Source organism: Streptomyces sp. NPDC021562 (assembly GCF_040640875.1).
Lineage (GTDB): Bacteria > Actinomycetota > Actinomycetes > Streptomycetales > Streptomycetaceae > Streptomyces.
Map to the genome: position 1 here is coordinate 131284 of NZ_JBFACN010000002.1, position 18137 is coordinate 149420.

17 protein-coding genes and 1 tRNA gene are annotated in these 18137 nt (G+C 71.1%); 11 read left to right on the forward strand and 7 right to left on the reverse strand.

Going from position 1 to position 18137, the window contains the following annotated elements; all coding sequences use genetic code 11:
* Window positions 1-455: 455 nt before the first annotated feature.
* Complete coding sequence (locus AB0G52_RS03025; RefSeq protein WP_361333154.1) at window positions 456-1841, forward strand: PP2C family protein-serine/threonine phosphatase; 1386 nt, start codon at window positions 456-458, stop codon at window positions 1839-1841.
* Window positions 1842-1979: 138 nt separating this feature from the next.
* Window positions 1980-3437 carry an aminopeptidase P family protein gene (locus AB0G52_RS03030; protein WP_361333157.1) on the forward strand — a complete coding sequence of 486 codons (1458 nt, stop codon included), beginning with the start codon at window positions 1980-1982 and terminating at the stop codon, window positions 3435-3437.
* A 67-nt stretch (window positions 3438-3504) separates the two neighbouring features.
* Here AB0G52_RS03030 and AB0G52_RS03035 read toward each other — a convergent pair whose 3' ends face one another.
* From AB0G52_RS03035 to AB0G52_RS03050, 4 genes are all read right to left on the reverse strand, one after another.
* Window positions 3505-4320, reverse strand: coding sequence for a triphosphoribosyl-dephospho-CoA synthase (locus AB0G52_RS03035; RefSeq protein ID WP_361333160.1), 816 nt, complete (start codon window positions 4318-4320; stop codon window positions 3505-3507).
* Between the two features lie 10 nt (window positions 4321-4330).
* On the reverse strand, window positions 4331-5275 hold the full coding sequence (locus AB0G52_RS03040) for an intradiol ring-cleavage dioxygenase (RefSeq protein ID WP_132888275.1): 945 nt from the start codon (window positions 5273-5275) through the stop codon (window positions 4331-4333).
* A gap of 81 nt (window positions 5276-5356) precedes the next feature.
* Complete coding sequence (locus AB0G52_RS03045; RefSeq protein WP_361333163.1) at window positions 5357-5932, reverse strand: GNAT family protein; 576 nt, start codon at window positions 5930-5932, stop codon at window positions 5357-5359.
* 38 nt (window positions 5933-5970) lie between these two features.
* A complete protein-coding gene (locus tag AB0G52_RS03050; protein ID WP_132888277.1) occupies window positions 5971-6420 on the reverse strand; it encodes an ATP-binding protein in 450 nt (149 codons plus the stop codon).
* 322 nt (window positions 6421-6742) lie between these two features.
* Between AB0G52_RS03050 and AB0G52_RS03055 the strand changes: the two genes are divergently transcribed.
* The 9 genes from AB0G52_RS03055 to AB0G52_RS03095 all read left to right on the forward strand — a co-directional run bounded on the left by AB0G52_RS03055 (window position 6743) and on the right by AB0G52_RS03095 (window position 16756).
* The gene (locus AB0G52_RS03055) at window positions 6743-7603 is read left to right on the forward strand and encodes a hypothetical protein (protein WP_132888278.1); all 861 of its coding nucleotides are present in this window, start codon (window positions 6743-6745) and stop codon (window positions 7601-7603) included.
* A 181-nt stretch (window positions 7604-7784) separates the two neighbouring features.
* Window positions 7785-8534, forward strand: a complete 750-nt coding sequence (locus tag AB0G52_RS03060) for a YcnI family protein (protein ID WP_361333167.1) — start codon at window positions 7785-7787, stop codon at window positions 8532-8534.
* Between the two features lie 106 nt (window positions 8535-8640).
* Window positions 8641-9294 carry an SCO family protein gene (locus AB0G52_RS03065; RefSeq protein WP_132888280.1) on the forward strand — a complete coding sequence of 218 codons (654 nt, stop codon included), beginning with the start codon at window positions 8641-8643 and terminating at the stop codon, window positions 9292-9294.
* A 53-nt stretch (window positions 9295-9347) separates the two neighbouring features.
* Window positions 9348-9809, forward strand: a complete 462-nt coding sequence (locus tag AB0G52_RS03070) for a copper chaperone PCu(A)C (RefSeq protein ID WP_361333685.1) — start codon at window positions 9348-9350, stop codon at window positions 9807-9809.
* Window positions 9810-9822: 13 nt separating this feature from the next.
* Window positions 9823-11826, forward strand: coding sequence for a copper resistance protein CopC (locus AB0G52_RS03075; protein ID WP_132888281.1), 2004 nt, complete (start codon window positions 9823-9825; stop codon window positions 11824-11826).
* Between the two features lie 8 nt (window positions 11827-11834).
* Entirely contained in the window at window positions 11835-13112 is a 1278-nt protein-coding gene (gene efeB / locus AB0G52_RS03080; RefSeq protein WP_132888282.1) for an iron uptake transporter deferrochelatase/peroxidase subunit, read from the forward strand.
* Between the two features lie 91 nt (window positions 13113-13203).
* Window positions 13204-14139 (forward strand): prephenate dehydratase, encoded by a 936-nt coding sequence (pheA, locus tag AB0G52_RS03085; protein WP_132888283.1) that lies wholly within the window; start codon window positions 13204-13206, stop codon window positions 14137-14139.
* Between the two features lie 542 nt (window positions 14140-14681).
* Complete coding sequence (gene serS, locus AB0G52_RS03090; protein ID WP_361333172.1) at window positions 14682-15959, forward strand: serine--tRNA ligase; 1278 nt, start codon at window positions 14682-14684, stop codon at window positions 15957-15959.
* Complete coding sequence (locus AB0G52_RS03095) at window positions 15956-16756, forward strand: Cof-type HAD-IIB family hydrolase (RefSeq protein ID WP_360561118.1); 801 nt, start codon at window positions 15956-15958, stop codon at window positions 16754-16756. Before serS ends, AB0G52_RS03095 begins: the two co-directional genes overlap by 4 nt.
* A gap of 19 nt (window positions 16757-16775) precedes the next feature.
* On the opposite strand, the gene AB0G52_RS03100 is transcribed toward AB0G52_RS03095, so the two are convergent.
* The 3 genes from AB0G52_RS03100 to AB0G52_RS03110 all read right to left on the reverse strand — a co-directional run bounded on the left by AB0G52_RS03100 (window position 16776) and on the right by AB0G52_RS03110 (window position 18132).
* A tRNA-OTHER gene (locus tag AB0G52_RS03100) sits at window positions 16776-16881 on the reverse strand.
* Between the two features lie 233 nt (window positions 16882-17114).
* The gene (locus AB0G52_RS03105; RefSeq protein ID WP_132888286.1) at window positions 17115-17327 is read right to left on the reverse strand and encodes a hypothetical protein; all 213 of its coding nucleotides are present in this window, start codon (window positions 17325-17327) and stop codon (window positions 17115-17117) included.
* Between the two features lie 85 nt (window positions 17328-17412).
* Window positions 17413-18132: an ABC transporter permease gene (locus tag AB0G52_RS03110; RefSeq protein WP_132888287.1), complete on the reverse strand. Its 720-nt coding sequence runs from the start codon at window positions 18130-18132 to the stop codon at window positions 17413-17415.
* Window positions 18133-18137 lie beyond the last annotated feature (5 nt).

Genomic DNA, 18137 nt, shown 5'->3' on the forward strand with positions numbered 1-18137 from the left:
ACTGCCTCTATCAAAACCACGGACACGGCGCGGGGGTGGCGAAGTCTGGCGTTTTGCCGTTCCGGGTGTTTCTCTCCGCCTCCGCCACGGGAGGATGGGGCACGGTCGTCGGTGGTTAAGACGCCCGGGTCCGTCGCCAGGTTCCGGGTGCTCCCCAACCACCCCTGGCCTTCACCGAGTACGTACCCATCACGACCGCTGTGACGCTCCGTGGAGCAAGGCCAGTCGACCGCAATGAACCGTTACCCGAGTCAGTTTTAAGCCAACTTTGCTTTTGTGCAAGGCTCCGGGAGACACCCTCACAAGGTCTCACGGACACCAGAGATCCCAGCAGGACAATGCTGGACATCTCCTTACGAGTGCGTGTACATGTGGAGACACTGCTAGCGGCGCAGAAAGACATGGGGGTTTGCGATGCTTTTGAGCAGTACGCACGGGTCTGAGAGCCGGACACGATGAGCGCCCCGCATCCTCCGAAAGTGGCTGGAATCGATTCAACGGTTCCCGCGCCCACCCAGACTGTCGCGCCGATTCCCCCCGCCCCGGGCGCACCACCCGTCCCGAAGGCCCCCGCGGCCCCGGCGCCCGGCACCCTCCTCCAGGACCGGCTGGCCGGCTGGGTCTCCGACCTCACCACCCTCCACGAACTGACCGAGCGGTTCGCCCGGACCGACGGTCCCGAGACCGCCCTCCAGGAACTGCTGCGCGCCGGTGCCGCCCTCGTGGGCGCCCGGCGCGGTCTCGTAGCGCTGGAGCCCGCCGACGCTCCCGGCCCGCACACCACGATCGGCCTCGGGCTCGGCCGCGCCGACCTCGGCCACCTGGAGACCGTCCCGCGCGGGGCGCTGCCCTACGACACCGGCACCACCGCCGAGATCGTGCACTCCGACCTGTTCGCCGAGGACGGTCTCGACCCACGCCACCGCGAGGTCGCCCTCCGCCTCGGCTACGCCGCCAGCTACGCGCTCCCCCTCACCACCGCCGCCGGCACCCGTCTCGGAGCGGTCGTCTGGTTCTACGACGAGCCGGCCGAACCGCACGAGCGCCGGCGTCACCTGGTCGGTCTGTACGTGCGCCATGCGGCCGAACACCTGGCCCGGCTGCTGGAGGTGGCGCGCACGCGCGCGTGCATGGCGACCATCGCCGAGGAACTGCTCCCCTCCCGGCTGCCCCGCGTGACCGGCGTCCAGCTCGCCGCCCGGCACCGCACCGGCCCGCGCGGCGGCGGCGACTGGTACGACGCGCTGCCGCTGCCGGACGCCGCCCTCGGTCTCGCGGTCGGCTCGGTGACCGGCTCCGGACCGAGCGCGGTCGCCGCGATGGGGCGGCTGCGGGCTTCCTTGCGGGCGTACGCCGTGATGGAGGGCGAGGACCCGGTCGCGGTCCTCTCCGACCTCGAACTGCTGCTCAGGCTGACCGAGCCGGCCCGTTCCGCCACCGCCCTGTTCGCATACTGCGAACCCGCGCTGCGCAAGGTCACCCTGGCCGGCGCCGGGCACAGTCCGCCGCTGCTGATCGGCGCGCACCGCACCGTGTTCGCGGAGACCTCGGTCTCCGCGCCGCTCGGGATGCTCGCCTGCTGGGAGGCGCCGAGCGTGGAGATCCAGGCGGAGGCGGGCGAGACGGTTCTGCTGTACACCGACGGGCTGCTGCACCGCACCGGCGACCCCATGGACCGCGCCTTCGCCCGTCTGCACACGGCCGCCGCGAGCGTCCCCCGGGCGCTGCGCCACGACCCCGGGGCGATCGCCGACCACGTGCTGCGCACGGTGCTGCCCGACGGACTGGACACGGCCGACAGCCAGGAGGACGTCGTACTGCTGGCAGCCCGCTTCGACTGACCGGCCGAAAGGCCGGGAACCCGCCTCGCCGGGAGACCGCGTGGCAGCCCGCCTCGCCAAGGAGTCCTGCGACCATGGGACGCCGTTCGGTGCGAACGTACGATGGACGGCATCCGCAGCAGTGTCGAGGAGGATGACGTGGCCGACGAGCTCACCCCGGAGACCCCGGAAGAGAGCGAAGAGCCGATCAAGCAGCGCAAGAACGGCCTGTACCCGGGCGTGTCCGACGAGCTCGCCGAGAACATGAAGTCCGGCTGGGCCGACACGGAGCTGCGTGACCTGACCCCGGTGGAGCAGGCCGCGCACACCGCCCGCCGCCGCGCGGAGCTGTCCTCCCGCTTCCCCGGCGAGCGCCTGGTGATCCCGGCCGGCAACCTGAAGACCCGTTCGAACGACACGGACTACCCGTTCCGGGCGTCGGTCGAATACGTCTACCTCACCGGCAACCAGACGGAGGACGGCGTACTCGTCCTGGAGCCGAAGGACGACGGCCATGTGGCCACCCTCTACCTGCTGCCCCGCTCCGACCGGGAGAACGGTGAGTTCTGGCTCTCCGGCCAGGGCGAGCTGTGGGTGGGCCGCCGCCACTCCCTGACCGAGTCCGAGGTGCTCTACGGCATCCCGGCCGCCGACGTACGCGAACTCGCCGACAAGCTGCGCGAGGCCACCGGCCCGGTCCGGGTCGTACGCGGCCACGACGCCGGCATCGAGGAGGCGCTGACCGACAAGGTCACCGCCGAGCGCGACGAGGAACTGCGCGTCTTCCTCTCCGAGGCCCGCCTGGTCAAGGACGAATGGGAGATCGGCGAGCTGCAGAAGGCCGTCGACTCGACCGTGCGCGGCTTCGAGGACGTCGTGAAGGTCCTCGACAAGGCCGAGGCCACCTCCGAGCGCTACATCGAGGGCACGTTCTTCCTGCGCGCACGCGTGGAGGGCAACGACATCGGCTACGGCTCCATCTGCGCGGCCGGCCCGCACGCCTGCACCCTGCACTGGGTCCGCAACGACGGCCCGGTGCGCTCCGGCGACCTGCTCCTCCTGGACGCGGGCGTCGAGACGCACAGCCTGTACACCGCCGACGTCACGCGCACGCTTCCGGTCAACGGCACGTACAGCGAGCTCCAGAAGAAGATCTACGACGCCGTGTACGACGCGCAGGAGGCCGGGATCGCGGCGGTGCAGCCGGGCGCCAAGTACCGCGACTTCCACGATGCCGCGCAGCGGGTGCTGGCCGAGCGGCTCGTCGAGTGGGGGCTCGTGGAAGGGCCGGTGGAGCGGGTCCTGGAGCTCGGGCTGCAGCGCAGGTGGACGCTGCACGGCACCGGGCACATGCTCGGCCTCGACGTCCACGACTGCGCCGCCGCGCGCACCGAGACGTACGTGGAGGGCGTCCTGGAGCCGGGAATGGTGCTGACCGTCGAGCCGGGGCTGTACTTCCAGGCCGACGACCTCACCGTGCCGGAGGAGTACCGGGGGATCGGGGTCCGGATCGAGGACGACATCCTGGTCACGCAGGACGGGAACCGGAACCTGTCCGCGGGGCTGCCCCGGCGGTCGGACGAGGTCGAGGCGTGGATGGCTTCGCTCAACGGCTGACGTGTGCGCTGAACGGCCGGGTACCGAGAGGTGCCCGGCCGTTCGTCGGTCCGCGGGGTGTGTGGCGTCACAGAGAAGGCAAGGCGTCCAGGAACAACGCTCCGGCCAGCAGGCCCGCGCTGCCCCTCGGGCTCCAGCCCTTCTCGTGCAGGTCCGCGTCCAGGGTGCGCAGTGCCTCCGCACCCGCCGCCGTCGCCGTGCCGCCCACCTCCAGCACTTTCCGCGCGCCCGCCTGGACCTGGCGCAGGCCCGGCGGGCCCGCGGTGTGGAGGAGTTCGGTGTCCTGGAGCGTGGACATCACGGTGAGCAGGGCGTCCAGGCGGGCCTCGTTCTCGGTGGCGCCCGCCCTGCGGGCCGTCGCCAGGGCCTCCACCGCGCGCCGGACGTGCGGGAACCCGGCCCTGGCCTCGCCCCTGGCGCCGGGCACGCCGTACTTCGCGGAGATCGTCGAACCCCGTGAGGGGCGCTTGGGGGCGCCCTTGTCGTTGAACGCGGCGATCCTGCGCGCCGTCGCGGCGATCTCCCGGACCCTGGCCCGGGGATCCAGGGCGGCCGCGGCGACCAGGAGACCGAGCGCCCACAGCGCGCCCTTGTGGCCGCCGCCGGCCAGGCCGACCGAGTGCTCGGTGCACCGGCCGATCGCGCCGAGTTCCGCCCGCAGCACCGGCGTGGGCGTGCCCGTGCGGCGGGCGGAGGCGGCCATCGCCGCGAGGCCGGGCCCGAGCGCCCTGGCGGACCAGCGCAGCCTGTCGTGCTCCCGGCGCCTGCTGCGGGTGTCCAGGTCACGCGGGTCGGGCAGCCCCGGCTTGGGGGCCAGCGCCAGCTGACCGGTGAGCGCGGTCACGGCGGCCAGCGCCAGCGCGTCGTCCTCGCGACGTGTCACGTCCCTTCCCCTAGGCGGAGGCGGAGGCCGAGGGGGAGGCGCTGTCGGTCGGGGCGCCGCTCGGCGGGGTGCCCGTGGGCGCGTCGCTCGGGGCACCGCTCGGAGGCGTCCCGCCACCACCGCTGCCGGCGCCGGTGTTCTCCGCGTCGGGGTCGATGGCCAGGGTCAGGGAACCCTTGTAGCCCTTCGACGGATCCTTCTTGTGCACCGCCTTCAGGGTCAGCAGACCGCTGGCGGCGCCGCCGCCGTCGTACACCATGTCGTCGGCGAGGACGGTGTAACTGCCGGTGTGCTTCGCGTAGGGATCGAGCGTGAAGATCTCCTCGGCGATGTCGTCGGCGAAGAACAGCTGACCGGTGTAGTTGACCGTGCCGCCTTCGTACGTGCCGTCCTCCTTCGCGCCGCCGGTGTGCACCTTCACGTGGATGTGGCAGGTGCGCGGGGTGTACCAGCCGGGGAAGATCGTCTCGAACCTGACGACCCCGTTGGCGCCCGCGATCTGGTAACCGCGCAGGTACGTCTGGTCGTTGGCGGAGTCGCCCTCCTCGCTCTCCGCCGGGGCGGAGCCGCCGGGGTTGGCGGTGGTGTAACCGGAGTAGTAGCCCCAGGCGTCGCAGTGCCAGATCTCGACCGCCGCGCCCTTGACGGGGGTGCAGCCGTCGGTGGCGTCCACGACGGTCAGGCGGAGGGTCAGCGGGACGCCTGCCTTGCCCTCGGTGATGTCCTTGCGCACCAGGGCACCATCGAGGTAGTACGGGCCTTCCGTGACGCTGCTCATCAGCGTCAGGCACTCACTGCTGGTGGAACTCGCGGAGGCCGTGGCGTCCGCGTCGGCGGTGTCGGCGAAGGCCGACTGGAAGCCGGCGACCGCGAGGCCGCCGGCCGCCACCGTGCCGCCGGACACCACGAGGGCGCGACGGCGGGTGATCGACCTGTCTTTGTGGTTTCCCGTCATGGCCGACGAAGCTAGGAACGCGGTTTGTCAGGGGCATGGGCGAGAGCTGGCAGGGACCTGTGAACGCCCGGGAAGCACCCGTCACAGAGCCGGGTCGTGGTGGTGCAGGATCCGCTGGAAGAGCCGGCTGTCCCGCCATTCTCCATTGATGTGGAGATACTGCGGAGCATCACCGATCGTCTCGAATCCGCATTTCTTCAGCACGCGTTGTGACGTCGTGTTGTCGATGAGGGTGGACGCCTCGATCCGATGGAGTCCGACGACCTTCTCGGCGATCTCACAGACCCGTTCGAGCGCGGCGGTGGCCAGCCCGCGGCCCTGTTGGTCACCGGCCACCCAATAGCCGACGTAGGAGCTGCAGAAAGGACCGAGGGTAATTCCGGAAAGAGTGATCGCACCGACGATCCCACCGGTGCGGACCGACTCCATGAGCAGCGGCAGCATCACCCCGTCCGCGGCCTGTTTCAGCAGGCCATCGATGCGTTCGGTCTGACCGACGACGGTGAAGAAGGACTCGGGTCTGACCGGTTCCCAGGGTGCGAGGTGACTGCGGTTGACGGCGTACGCGGAGCACAGTGCTTTCGCGTCACCGGGAGCAATGGGCCGCAATATGACGTCGGGCAGGATGAGGCTTTCTTTGATCTTACTGAGAATCATGCGCGCACCCTAGCGCGCGGGTTATCCGGGAGCGAGAGTCATGCCGAAAGCAGGGAAGGATCTTTCTTCCACTTGAGGATCTTGTCGAAGCTGACCACCGTGCCGCTGCGGCCCGGTTTGCTGCCGATGTGGACGTGATCGGCGAGTTCTCTGATGAGACAGAGCCCCCGGCCGTGCTCGGCGTCGGGACGGGCGGGCCTTATGTCCTGGGTGCGGGCGAACCCGGGGCCGACCCCCGGTCCCGAATCGGCCACCTCGATACGGCACTTCTCGCCGTCCAGGTAGGCGGTCACCCGGTACGCCTCCGAGGGGCGGCCGGCGCCGCCGTGCTCGACGGCGTTCGCGCAGGCCTCGCTGAGGGCGACGGAGAGGTCGTAGGAGATGTCCGGGTCGACGCCCGCCGTTTCCATGGTGCCGATCAGCAGCCGGCGGGCGAGCGGCACGCTCGCGGCCTCACGCCGCAGATGGAGTGACCACCAGATGCTCATGCTCCAGCCTCCCGGCCGCGGCTCGACATACCGTTACCTATTGCCAGCTGTGCGCGCGTGTAAGCACTCCGTTCATGTGAGAACGCCCATCCGGGGGATGCGCCGGGGGAGGTTTCGGTGTATGAGCGGCTGGTTCGGCACAAAAAGATCTTCCGCTTCTTCCTCTCCTTCCCCGTCGGCGAGCCGCCCACCGCCCGGCCGGCCGCCTTCCGCTTCCGGCGCCGGGCGGCTCCTGCGGGGCCTTCCGGCGTCTCCGGCCGTAACGGAATCTTCCGGACCTGCCGTCAAGGGGGAACGGGTCCAGTGCGATGATGAGGCCGCCATGACTGCCCCCCGCCCGCGCGTCGCGCGCTCCGGAAGCGGACTGCGGCTCCTGCGGGCCGCGGTGTTCGCCGCGCTCTGCGTCATGCTGGCCGCGGCGGGGCACACCATGGCCTCCTGCGCGACCGTTCCGCTGTGGACGCTCGGAGTGGGCTTCCTGAGCACCATGGCGCTCGTCGCACCGCTGACCGGGCGGGCCCGCTCGCTGCCGGGGACCGTCGTCCTGCTGGCGGTCCTGCAGAGCGTGCTGCACACGCTGTTCGGGCTCGGCCAGCACGGCGGTACGGCGATGGCCGCCGGCTCCGCGATGCCCTCCGGCTCCGCGACGCCCGCGGACGACGCGGCGCTGGTCCAGCGGGCGGCCGAGCTGCTGTGCGGGGCGGGAGCGGCACAGCTCAGCCCCACCCACGCGTACAAGATCCTCTCCGCGGCGCATCTCGGCGTCTCCGGACCGGTTCCCGGCACCTCCGGCCCGGCCATGGACATGAGCGCGATGGCACACGCGTCGGACGCCACCGGATCCTCCGCTTCCCTGCTGCCCTCCGTGCCGATGCTGCTCGGACACCTGCTCGCGGCCGTCGTGGCCGGGTGGCTGCTGCGGCGGGGCGACCTGGCGCTGCTGCGACTGCTCGAGCTGTCGGCGCACGGGGTCACGGAGGGCGCGCTCGTACGTTCCCTGCGCGGTGCGCTCGCTCTGGCGTGCGCACTGTGCGCCGGGCTCGTCGCCGGGCCCGAGGCGCTCGTGCGGGGCGGTCGCGGCGCGGGCTGGGACGAACCGCCCGCCCCGCACACCGTCACGCTCCAGCACTCCCTGCTCCGGCGCGGGCCGCCGGCGGCCGCCGCATTCGAGCTCGCCGCCTGACACGACACGACCAGAGCACTCCCCCGGGGTTCGTCCGGAGGGGCCGGCCGTCGTCGTGCGGCACGCGCGTGCGCGCTTCCCCCGATCGCCGACGGCCGCCTGTGGTGCGCCACCGACGGCGGACGAAACGGTGCGCGCACCCCCACCGACAGAACTCACTCAGAGTGGAGTGCTCCCCGCCATGAAGGCTTCTCGTATCGCCGCCGTCACCGCCGTCGCGGGTACGGCCGTACTCGCCGTCTCCTCGCCCGCGTTCGCGCACGTCAGCGTGCAGCCCGAGGGCACCGCCGCCAAGGGCGGTTACGCGGTCATCGACTTCAAGGTCCCGAACGAGCGCGACGACGCCTCGACCACCAAGGTCGAGGTCAACTTCCCCGCCGACCACCCGATCGCGTCGGTGCTGGCCCAGCCGATGGCCGGCTGGGGGATCGACGTCACCAAGTCCAAGCTGGCCAAGCCGCTGGAGATGCACGGCGAGAAGATCAGCGAGGCGGTCACCAAGGTCACCTGGACCGCCTCCGACGGCAAGGGCGTCCAGCCGGGCTTCTTCCAGAAGTTCCCGCTCTCCGTGGGCGCCCTGCCCGAGAACACCGACGAACTGGTCTTCAAGGCGCTCCAGACGTACTCCGACAAGGAGGTCGTCCGCTGGATCGAGGTCCAGCAGAAGGGCCAGGAGGAGCCGGAGAACCCGGCCCCGGTCCTCGCGCTGTCCGCCGCCACCGGCGACCACCACGGCACCGCGGCCGCCGAGGACACCGCCGCGGAGACCTCCGCCAAGACCGGGACCACGGCCTCCGACGACTCCGGTTCGTCCGGCGGCAGTGACACCACCGCCCGCGTCCTCGGAGTCGTCGGCATCGTCGTCGGCGCCGCCGGGGTCGCCTACGGCGTCGCCGCCGGACGCCGCCGGTCCACGGGCTCCGAGGCCTGAGCGCCCTTCCGTATCGCGTACAGGGGGTCGTGCGAGGCTGTCGGTGTTCCGCTGCCCCGTCCGACCCCGGTGCGTGCCGGATCTCTCACATCTGGGACATTTCTCTATGCGCAAGAAGACGTTCGCCGCGGCCGCCCTGCTCGCCGCCGCCACCCTGACCCTCTCCGCCTGCGGCAGCGGCGACGACGCCAAGTCACCCGCCACCGTGGTCGCCGGGGACACCTCGAACAAGGCCGCGACCATCCTGGACCAGCCGTTCGAGAAGCCGGACCTGGTGCTCACCGACACCCAGGGCAAGAAGTACGACCTGCGCGCCGAGACCAAGGGCCGGCCCACGCTGGTCTACTTCGGCTACACGCACTGCCCCGACGTCTGCCCGCTGACCATGAACAACCTCGCGGTCGCCAAGAAGGCGCTGTCCAAGGCCGACCAGGCGAAACTGCGGGTCGTGTTCGTCACCACCGACCCGGCCCGCGACACCCCGTCCGAACTGGGCAAGTGGCTGAAGGGCATCGACCCCGCCTTCGTCGGCCTGACCGGCGACTTCGCCACCATCCAGGCCGGTGCCCGCACCCTCGGCATCTCCATCGAGCCGACCCACAAGGACAAGAAGACCGGCAAGGTCGTCTCGGTGCACGGCACCCAGGTCATCGCGTTCTCGCCGAAGACCGACGGCGGTTACGTCCTGTACGGCGAGAACGCCACCGTCGACGACTACACCAAGGACCTCCCCAAGCTGATCAAGGGAGAGAACCCGTGAGGCGTCCGGCGCGGACCACGGGCCGTCCGGTCCTGACCGGGCGGCGGCTCGCCCTGACCGGCGTGGCCGCGACCGGTGCGGCCCTCGCGGGCGCCCTGGTCCTCGTGGGCTGCGGCGGCTCGGGTGCCTCGGGCTCCTCGGGGGCAGTGCTGTCCGTCGGCGCCTCCTACATGCCCCAGCCGGTCTCCGCCGACATGGCCGCCGGGTTCCTGACGATCACCAACAAGGGCGACACGAACGACGAGCTGACCTCCGTCACCAGCGACGCCGCGGGTGAGATCACCATGCACGAGACCGCCGGCGGCGCGATGCAGGAGGTCGGCTCCTTCAAGGTGCCCGCCCACGGTCAACTCGTGTTCAAAAGCGGTGGCAACCATCTGATGTTCGAGAAGCTGAAGCGCCGCCCGGAGCAGGGCGACACGATCACGTTGAGACTCAAGTTCGCCGAATCCGGTCCGCTCACCGTCGAGATGCCGGTGAAGTCCGCCACGTACAACCCGTCGACCGGACACTGAGGGAGGACCGACCTTGACGCGGACCATCACCCCCCGCCTGCGCACCCTGGTGCTGCTGTTCCTCGCCGTCACCGGCGCGCTGCTGGCGGGCGCCGGGCCGGCCTCCGCGCACGCCGCGCTGACCGGCAGCGACCCCGCCCAGGGGGTGGTGGTCCCGGAGGCACCCGACCAGGTCTCGCTCACGTTCTCCGAGAACGTCTCGACGAACAGCGACTCGATCCGGGTCCTCGACCCCCGGGGCAAGCGGGTGGACACCGGCAAGCCGGACAACCTGTCCGCGACCACCTACGGGGTCCAGCTCAAGAGCGGCCTGGGCAAGGGCACGTACACCGTCGCCTGGCAGGTCGTCTCCGCGGACAGCCACCCCGTCGCCGGCGCCTACACCTTCTCGGTCGGGGCGCCCTCCAAGACCGTCGCCTCGGTCGGGAACCAGGGCGCAGGCGGCGGAGTCGTCGGCTGGCTCTACGGCTTCGGGCGCTACCTGTCGTACGCCGGGTACATCGTGCTCGTCGGCGGCGCCGCCTTCGTGCTCGCCTGCTGGCAGCGCGGCTCCGGGGTACGGGCCCTGCAGCGGCTCGTCGTCGGCGGCTGGCTGACGCTGACCGCGGCCACCCTGTGGCTGCTGCTGCTGCGCGGCTCGTACACCACCTCCGGCAGCGTCGGCGACATCGTCGACCTCAACCTGCTCGGCCAGGTCCTGGGCACCAAGCCCGGCGCGGCCCTGGTCTCCCGGCTGCTGCTGCTGGCGGCCGCCGCGCTGTTCATCGCCGTGCTCTTCGGGGCCTACGACAAGCGCGAGGAGGGCACCGAGAAGCGCGACCTGACCTTCGGGCTCGCCGTCGGCGGGACCGTGGTGGCCGCCGGGCTCGCGGCGAGCTGGGCCATGGCCGAGCACGCCTCCACCGGACTCCAGCCGGGCATCGCGATGCCGGTCGACGTGATCCACCTGCTCGCCGTGGCCACCTGGCTGGGCGGCCTCACCGCCCTGCTGGTCGCCCTGTACCGGGCGCCCGCCGAGGCACCGGTCGAGTCCGCGGCCGTACGGCGTTTCTCCCGGGTCGCCTTCGCGAGCGTGCTGGCGCTGGTGGGCACCGGCATCTACCAGTCCTGGCGCCAGCTGGGCTCCTGGTCGGCGTTCACCGACACCACGTACGGAGAACTGCTGCTGGTCAAGATCGGTCTCGTGGCGCTGCTCGTCGGCATCGCCTCCGTCTCACGGCGCTGGACGGGACGGCTGGCGGACCCGGCGGTCGCGGAGGCCCGGAGGCCGAGCGGCCGGGAGGCCGCAGCCGAGGAGCAGTCGGCCGCCGAGGAGAAGAAGGAGACGGTCAAGGCGTCCGCCGCCACGAAGAAGGCCTTCGGCGCCCGTGCCTCGGGGAGCTCCGAGGACGTGCCCGCCGGAAAAGCCGCCTCCGGCGCCGACGACCCGGAGCGCGCCGCCCAACTGGCCCGGCAGCAGGCCGCCAAGGACGCCGCCCGGCAAAAGCGCGTCCGCGACGCCGACCCGGACCGCTTCGGCCTGCGCCGTTCGGTCCTCGCGGAGGCCGGGGTCGCCGTCGTCCTGCTCGCCGTCACCACCGTGCTGACCCAGACCGAGCCCGGCCGCACCGAACTGGACGCCAAGGCCGCCGCCGCGTCCTCCTCCTCGTCCTCGTCGTCGGACTCCTCGTCCGGTGGCGCGCTGACCCTCGACATGTCCTTCGACACCGGCGGCAAGGACGGCAAGGGCGTCGTCCGCGTCGACCTCGACCCCGCGACGGTGGGCAGCAACGAGATGCACGTCTACGTCCAGCGGCCCAACGGGCGGGCCTTCGACGTCCCCGAGGTGAAGGTCTCCTTCACCCTCGCCGCCAAGAAGATCGGGCCGCTTCCCGTGGCACCCGACCACGTCACCACCGGGCACTGGTCCGCCAACGCAGTGCAGATCCCCATGGCCGGCGACTGGACCGTCTCCGTGACCGTGCGGACCTCCGACATCGACCAGGTGACCGTCTCCAAGCACGCGCAGATCGGCTGAACCGCACCATGGCTGAACAGTCCCAGTCCCTTCGTACACCGGCCACCGGCGAGACCCCGTCGACGCCCCCGGCCGGCGGCGTCAGCCGGCGCGCGCTGCTCGGCACCGCCGGGGCCACCGGGCTCGCGCTCGGCGCGGCGGGCGCGGGCGTCGGCTACGCCGCCGCGCCCGCCCGGGCCACCCCGCTCAGCTCGGTGGGCTCCGGCCGCGCGATGTTTCACGGGAAACATCAGCCGGGCATCACCGAGAGCCTCCAGGCGCGTGGTCATCTGATCGCCTTCGACCTGGCGGCGGGCGCGGGCCGCACCGAGGCCGCCGCGCTGCTGCGCCGCTGGTCGGCGACGGCCGCCCGGCTGATGGCGGGCGAGCCGACGGCCCACGACGACACGGACGTGGCCAGGGACGCGGGTCCCTCGTCGCTGACGATCACCTTCGGCTTCGGCAACACGTTCTTCGCCCGTACCGGGCTGGAGAAGCAGCGGCCGTCCGCCCTGGACCCGCTCCCCGACTTCTCCTCCGACCACCTCGACAAGGCGCGCAGCAACGGCGACCTGTGGGTGCAGATCGGCGCCGACGACGCGCTGGTCGCCTTCCACGCCCTGCGCGCGATCCAGAAGGACGCCGGCAGCGCGGCCAGGGTGCGCTGGCAGATGAACGGCTTCAACCGCACCCCGGGCGCCACCGCCCACCCCATGACGGCCCGCAACCTCATGGGCCAGCTGGACGGCACCCGCAATCCGAAGCCGACCGACGCCGACTTCGACCAGCGGATCTTCGTGCCCTCGTCGGGCGAGCCCGCATGGATGGCGAACGGTTCCTATGCCGTCGTACGACGGATCCGCATGCTTCTCGACGACTGGGAGAAGTTGTCGCTCGCGGCCCAGGAGAACGTGATCGGGCGGAAGAAGTCGAACGGGGCGCCGCTGTCCGGGGGGACCGAGACGACGGCCATGGACCTGGAGAAGGCCAGGGCCGACGGCGAGTACGTGGTCCCGGTCAACGCCCACGCCCGGATCACCCGGCCCGACCAGAACGGCGGCGCGGCCATCCTGCGGCGCCCGTTCTCGTACCACGACGGCATCGACGCGGACGGGACGCCCGACGCGGGGCTGCTCTTCGTCTGCTGGCAGGCGGATCCGCTGCGCGGCTTCGTGCCGCTGCAGCGGAAGCTGGACCGCGGGGACGCCCTGTCGCAGTACATCCGGCACGAGGCGAGCGGGCTGTTCGCGGTGCCGGGCGGGGCGGGCGACGGGGAGTACGTGGGGCAGCGACTGCTGGAGGGGTGACACGGGCCCTCTCGGGTTTCAAACCACCCGGTCGAGTGGTTCCGGTGAGACAGGTCGGCCAGGCGTCGCTGCGCCCATTAGGGTGAGGGACATGCCAGCGAGCTATGCGTATCTCGGTCCCGAAGGCACCTTCACCGAAGTCGCCCTGCGCACGCTTCCGGAGTCCGCCACCCGGGAGCTCGTCCCGTACGTCTCCGTGCAGTCCGCGCTGGACGCCGTCAGGAACGGCGAGGCCGAGGCCGCCTTCGTGCCGATCGAGAACTCCGTCGAGGGCGGGGTCACTACGACCCTCGACGAGCTGGTCGCGGGTGAGCCGCTGATGATCTACCGCGAGGTGCTGCTGTCGATCACCTTCGCGCTGCTGGTCCGGCCGGGCACCAAGCTCTCCGAGATCAAGACGGTGACCGCGCATCCGGTCGCCCAGCCGCAGGTGCGCAACTGGCTGCGCGCCCACCTCCCCGAAGCCCTCTGGGAGTCCGCCGCGTCGAACGCGGACGGCGCCCGGCTCGTCCAGGAGGGCCGCTACGACGCCGCGTTCGCCGGGGAGTTCGCGGCCGAGCGGTACCACCTGGAGGCCCTGGAGACCGGGATCCACGACGCGGAGAACGCGCAGACCCGGTTCGTCCTCGTCGGCCGTCCGGCCCGGCCGGCGGCCCCGACCGGCGCGGACAAGACCTCGATCGTCCTCTGGCAGAACGAGGACCATCCCGGCGGGCTGCGTGACCTGCTCGGCGAGTTCGCCACCCGGGGCATCAACCTGATGCTCCTGCAGTCCCGGCCGACCGGTGCCGGCATCGGCAACTACTGCTTCTGCATCGACGCCGAGGGCCACATCTCCGACCGGCGGGTGGCGGAGGCCCTGATGGGGCTGAAGCGGATCTGCCGCCAGGTGCGGTTCCTGGGCTCGTATCCGCGGGCGGACATCCGTCCCGGCGAGGCCGCGGGGCCGACGCTGCCGGGGACTTCCGACGCGGAGTTCATGGCGGCTTCGGACTGGGTGGCACGCTGCCAGGACGGCCGCTTCTAGCCAGTCGTACGGCCAGTCACACTCTCGTATCTTCGTTATCCACAGAAGTTATCCACAGGCACTCTTCTCGACCTGGGGACAAGTCGACAGAGGTGCATGACCCTGTCGACAAATCGGCCTACGACCCGTCGGCAGGACCTCACTCGCCCGCATCACCCTTCGTCCACTCGTTTCCCTTGGTTCATCTTCTGGAGCGACGCCTTTCCACTCGAAAGTGGGTGTTGTCCTGGTTTGGGAAGGGAATTCCTCTCTCCGCGCGACGCTTGCAGAGTGATCGATTTCGAAGTCCACACCCCTTCCACACACCCTGTGGATAACTCTCACCGGGGCGTGGATACCTGTGGACAACCCGGCCCCCAAGTCCCGCTCTCCGCAAGGATTTCGAGTCAACCGAGGGCCGGAGACATGCCCCGTCCCAGGGAGTGAGACACTTTTTATTGACACGATCGGCAATTCGCTCATAACGGAACGTAAGCCGTGAATCGGAACACGTGGGAATAGTGAGTCGTGGGGGGCAACCCCACACCGGTAGCCTTGACTCCGTGATTGACCTTCGCCTGCTCCGTGAGGACCCCGACCGTGTGCGCGCGTCCCAGCGCGCCCGTGGAGAGGACGTCGCGCTCGTCGACTCCCTCCTGTCTGCCGACGAGCGGCGCAGGTCGTCCGGCGTCCGCTTCGACGAGCTGCGCAACGAACAGAAGACGCTCGGCAAGCTCATCCCCAAGGCCTCCGGCGACGAGAAGGCCGAGCTGCTGCAGAAGGCGAGTCAGCTCGCCGCCGACGTCAAGGCCGCCGACGCCGAGCAGCACGAGGCCGAAGAGGAGACCAAGCGTCTCGCGCTGCAGCTGGGCAACCTCGTGCACCCCGACGTCCCGGTCGGCGGCGAGGAGGACTTCGTCGTCCTGGAGACGCACGGCACCATCCGCGACTTCGGCGCCGAGGGCTTCGAGCCCAAGGACCACCTGGAGCTCGGCGAGGCGCTGGGCGCCATCGACGTCGAACGCGGCGCCAAGGTGTCCGGCTCGCGCTTCTACTACCTGACCGGTGTCGGCGCCCTGCTCGAGCTGGCCCTGGTCAACGCGGCGATCGCGCAGGCCACCGAGGCCGGGTTCACCCCGATGCTGACCCCGGCGCTGGTCCGTCCGCGCGCCATGGAGGGCACCGGCTTCCTCGGCCAGGCCGCCGAGAACGTGTACCACCTGGAGAAGGACGACTACTACCTGGTCGGCACCTCCGAGGTACCGCTCGCCGCGTACCACATGGACGAGATCCTCGACGCCGACCGGCTGCCGCTGCGCTACGCGGGCTTCTCGCCCTGCTTCCGCCGCGAGGCGGGCACGTACGGCAAGGACACCCGCGGCATCTTCCGCGTGCACCAGTTCGACAAGGTCGAGATGTTCTCCTACGTCGCCCCCGAGGACGCGGAGAACGAGCACAAGCGGCTCCTGGACTGGGAGAAGCAGTGGCTGACCGGCCTCGAACTGCCCTTCCAGGTCATCGACGTGGCCTCGGGCGACCTCGGCGCGTCGGCGTCCCGCAAGTACGACTGCGAGGCGTGGATCCCCACCCAGGGCAAGTACCGCGAGCTGACGTCGGCCTCCAACTGCGACAGCTTCCAGGCCCGCCGGCTGTCCGTCCGGATGCGCGACGGCAAGAAGGTGCAGCCGCTCGCGACGCTCAACGGGACGCTGTGCGCCGTCCCGCGCACGATCGTGGCGATCCTGGAGAACCACCAGCTGGCCGACGGCTCCGTGCGCGTGCCCGAGGTACTGCGCCCGTACCTGGGCGGCCGGGAGGTCCTGGAGCCGGTGACCCGGTGACCTCGTTCCCCTACGGGCTCATCGCCACCGATCTCGACGGGACGCTGCTGCGCTCCGACGAGTCGATCTCCCGGCGCACCCGTGAAGCGCTCGCCGCGGCCACCGCGGCGGGCGCCGCGCACATCGTCGTCACCGGCCGCGCGGTCCCCTGGACCCGGCACATCCTCGACGACCTCGGCTACGACGGCCTCGCCGTCTGCGGCCAGGGCGCGCAGGTGTACGACGCCGGGTCGCACCGCCTGCTGACGTCCGTGACGCTGGACCGTCAGCTGGCCGGGGTCGCGCTGGCGAAGATCGAGGCCGAGGTCGGCCCGCTCCACCTGGCGGCGAGCCGGGACGGACTCGACGGTGACGTGCTGGTGGGGCCGGGGTACGCCGTGACGGGTCACCTTCCGTCGACCCCCTTCACGGACGCCGCGGACCTGTGGTCGGCACCGCTGAACAAGATCTACATACAGCATCCCGACCTCTCCGACGACGAACTGGCCGAGGCCGCGCGCCAGGCGGCCGGCGGCTTCGTGAGCGTGGCCATGGCGGGCGCGGGGATCGTGGAACTGCTCCCGCTGGGTCTGTCGAAGGCGACGGGTCTGTCGCTGGCCGCGCGCCGGCTCGGCCTGAAGGCGGCGGACACGATCGCCTTCGGCGACATGCCGAACGACATTCCGATGTTCGCCTGGGCGGCTCACGGGGTGGCCATGGCCAACGCTCATCAGGAGCTGAAGGCGGTGGCGGACGAGGTGACGTCCTCCAACGAGGAGGACGGCATCGCGGCGGTCGTGGAGCGTCTGCTCGGCTGAAGCGGGCCTGCGGGTTCCGCGGAGGATGCACGGATCGAACGTGCGCGGGCCTCTCAGGCCCGACCACGACTCGCGTCTGCTGGAGCACAGCGCAAGCCGGTGCCTTTCCACTCGGCCAATCCTCCGGGTGGGCGGCCCACGCGAGAGCGACCATCGCGTGCTCGAAGCGGCCGCCCCGGGCGGCTACACGGCGATCCGCCGAAGGCCGCCCTGCCGGGAGCGGGACGTACTGTCGTGCAGGGACATCGTCCGGCTCCTCTCCCAGACGGTGGGCTGACACGCCCACTGTGCCGCCGGGCCGAGTCGGCCGCCAGTGATTATTCGAGGGGCGTCCACCACGCGCGGTCGCCCCACCGCCTCACCGGCGCCACCACCTGCGCCGCCCCTTGCTGAAGAACCACCCCGCCGGTGGCTCGTCCGACCGCCAGGGCTGGGGCTCCGGCTTCTCCGCGCGCCACCGCGCCGCAAGCATCCGTGCCCGCGCGGACGGCTCCGAGGTCTCGGCCGACCGTATGAAGTCCTCGTCCAGGACGACGCCGTCCCAGTCGGCGCCCTTGAAGCCCTCAGCCATCCCCGTCCCTCTCCACAGAACGTCCCCCTTTTGCCCAGTCTGCCCGGCGGCAGGTGAAGCCCCCGTCAGTAAGGAGGCCGGCCGCCTACTCCTCGCCCGCCAGCGTCAGCGAGCGCAGCTTCTGGCCCGCGAACCAGGTCGCCAGCACGGTGACCACCACCAGCAGCACGGTGGCCGTGGTCAAGGACACGTCGGACGTGACCAGGTCACCACCGGTCACCTTGTGGGCGACCGCCAGGGACCACTGCTGGACGCTCAGGGTGCGCGCGCCCGGGACGAGGGAGCCGAACAGCGCCTCCCAGACCAGGGCGTAGACGAGTCCGAAGACCACCGCGTGCCGGGAGACCGTGCCCAGCAGCAGGAAGAGCGCCGCGTAGGCGATCGAGGCGACCAGCGCGGCCACCGTGTAGGCGACGGCGATCTGCTGGCCGTTGCCGTTGAGGACGAAGCCCGCGATCAGGGTCGGCAGGGCCGAGAACACCATGGTCACGGCGATCGCCACGATCAGCTTGGTAAAGATGATCGTCGGCCTTTTGATCGGCTTGGACAGGAGGTACACCACCGAGCCGTCGTCGATCTCGGGGCCGATCGCGCCCGTGCCCGCGATGACGCCGATGAGCGGCACCATGGTCGCGAGGGCGAGGCCGCCGAGCAGGTCGGCGGCCGTCTGGTCGTCGGCGCCCGCGAGGCCGCGGACCACCACGGAGATCACGATCAGCAGCAGGGGCAGGGCGCCCAGGATGAGGGCCCGGCGACGGCCGAGCAGGGCCCGGTAGGTGAGCCGGGCGACTGTGGGGTCGTACATCTTCG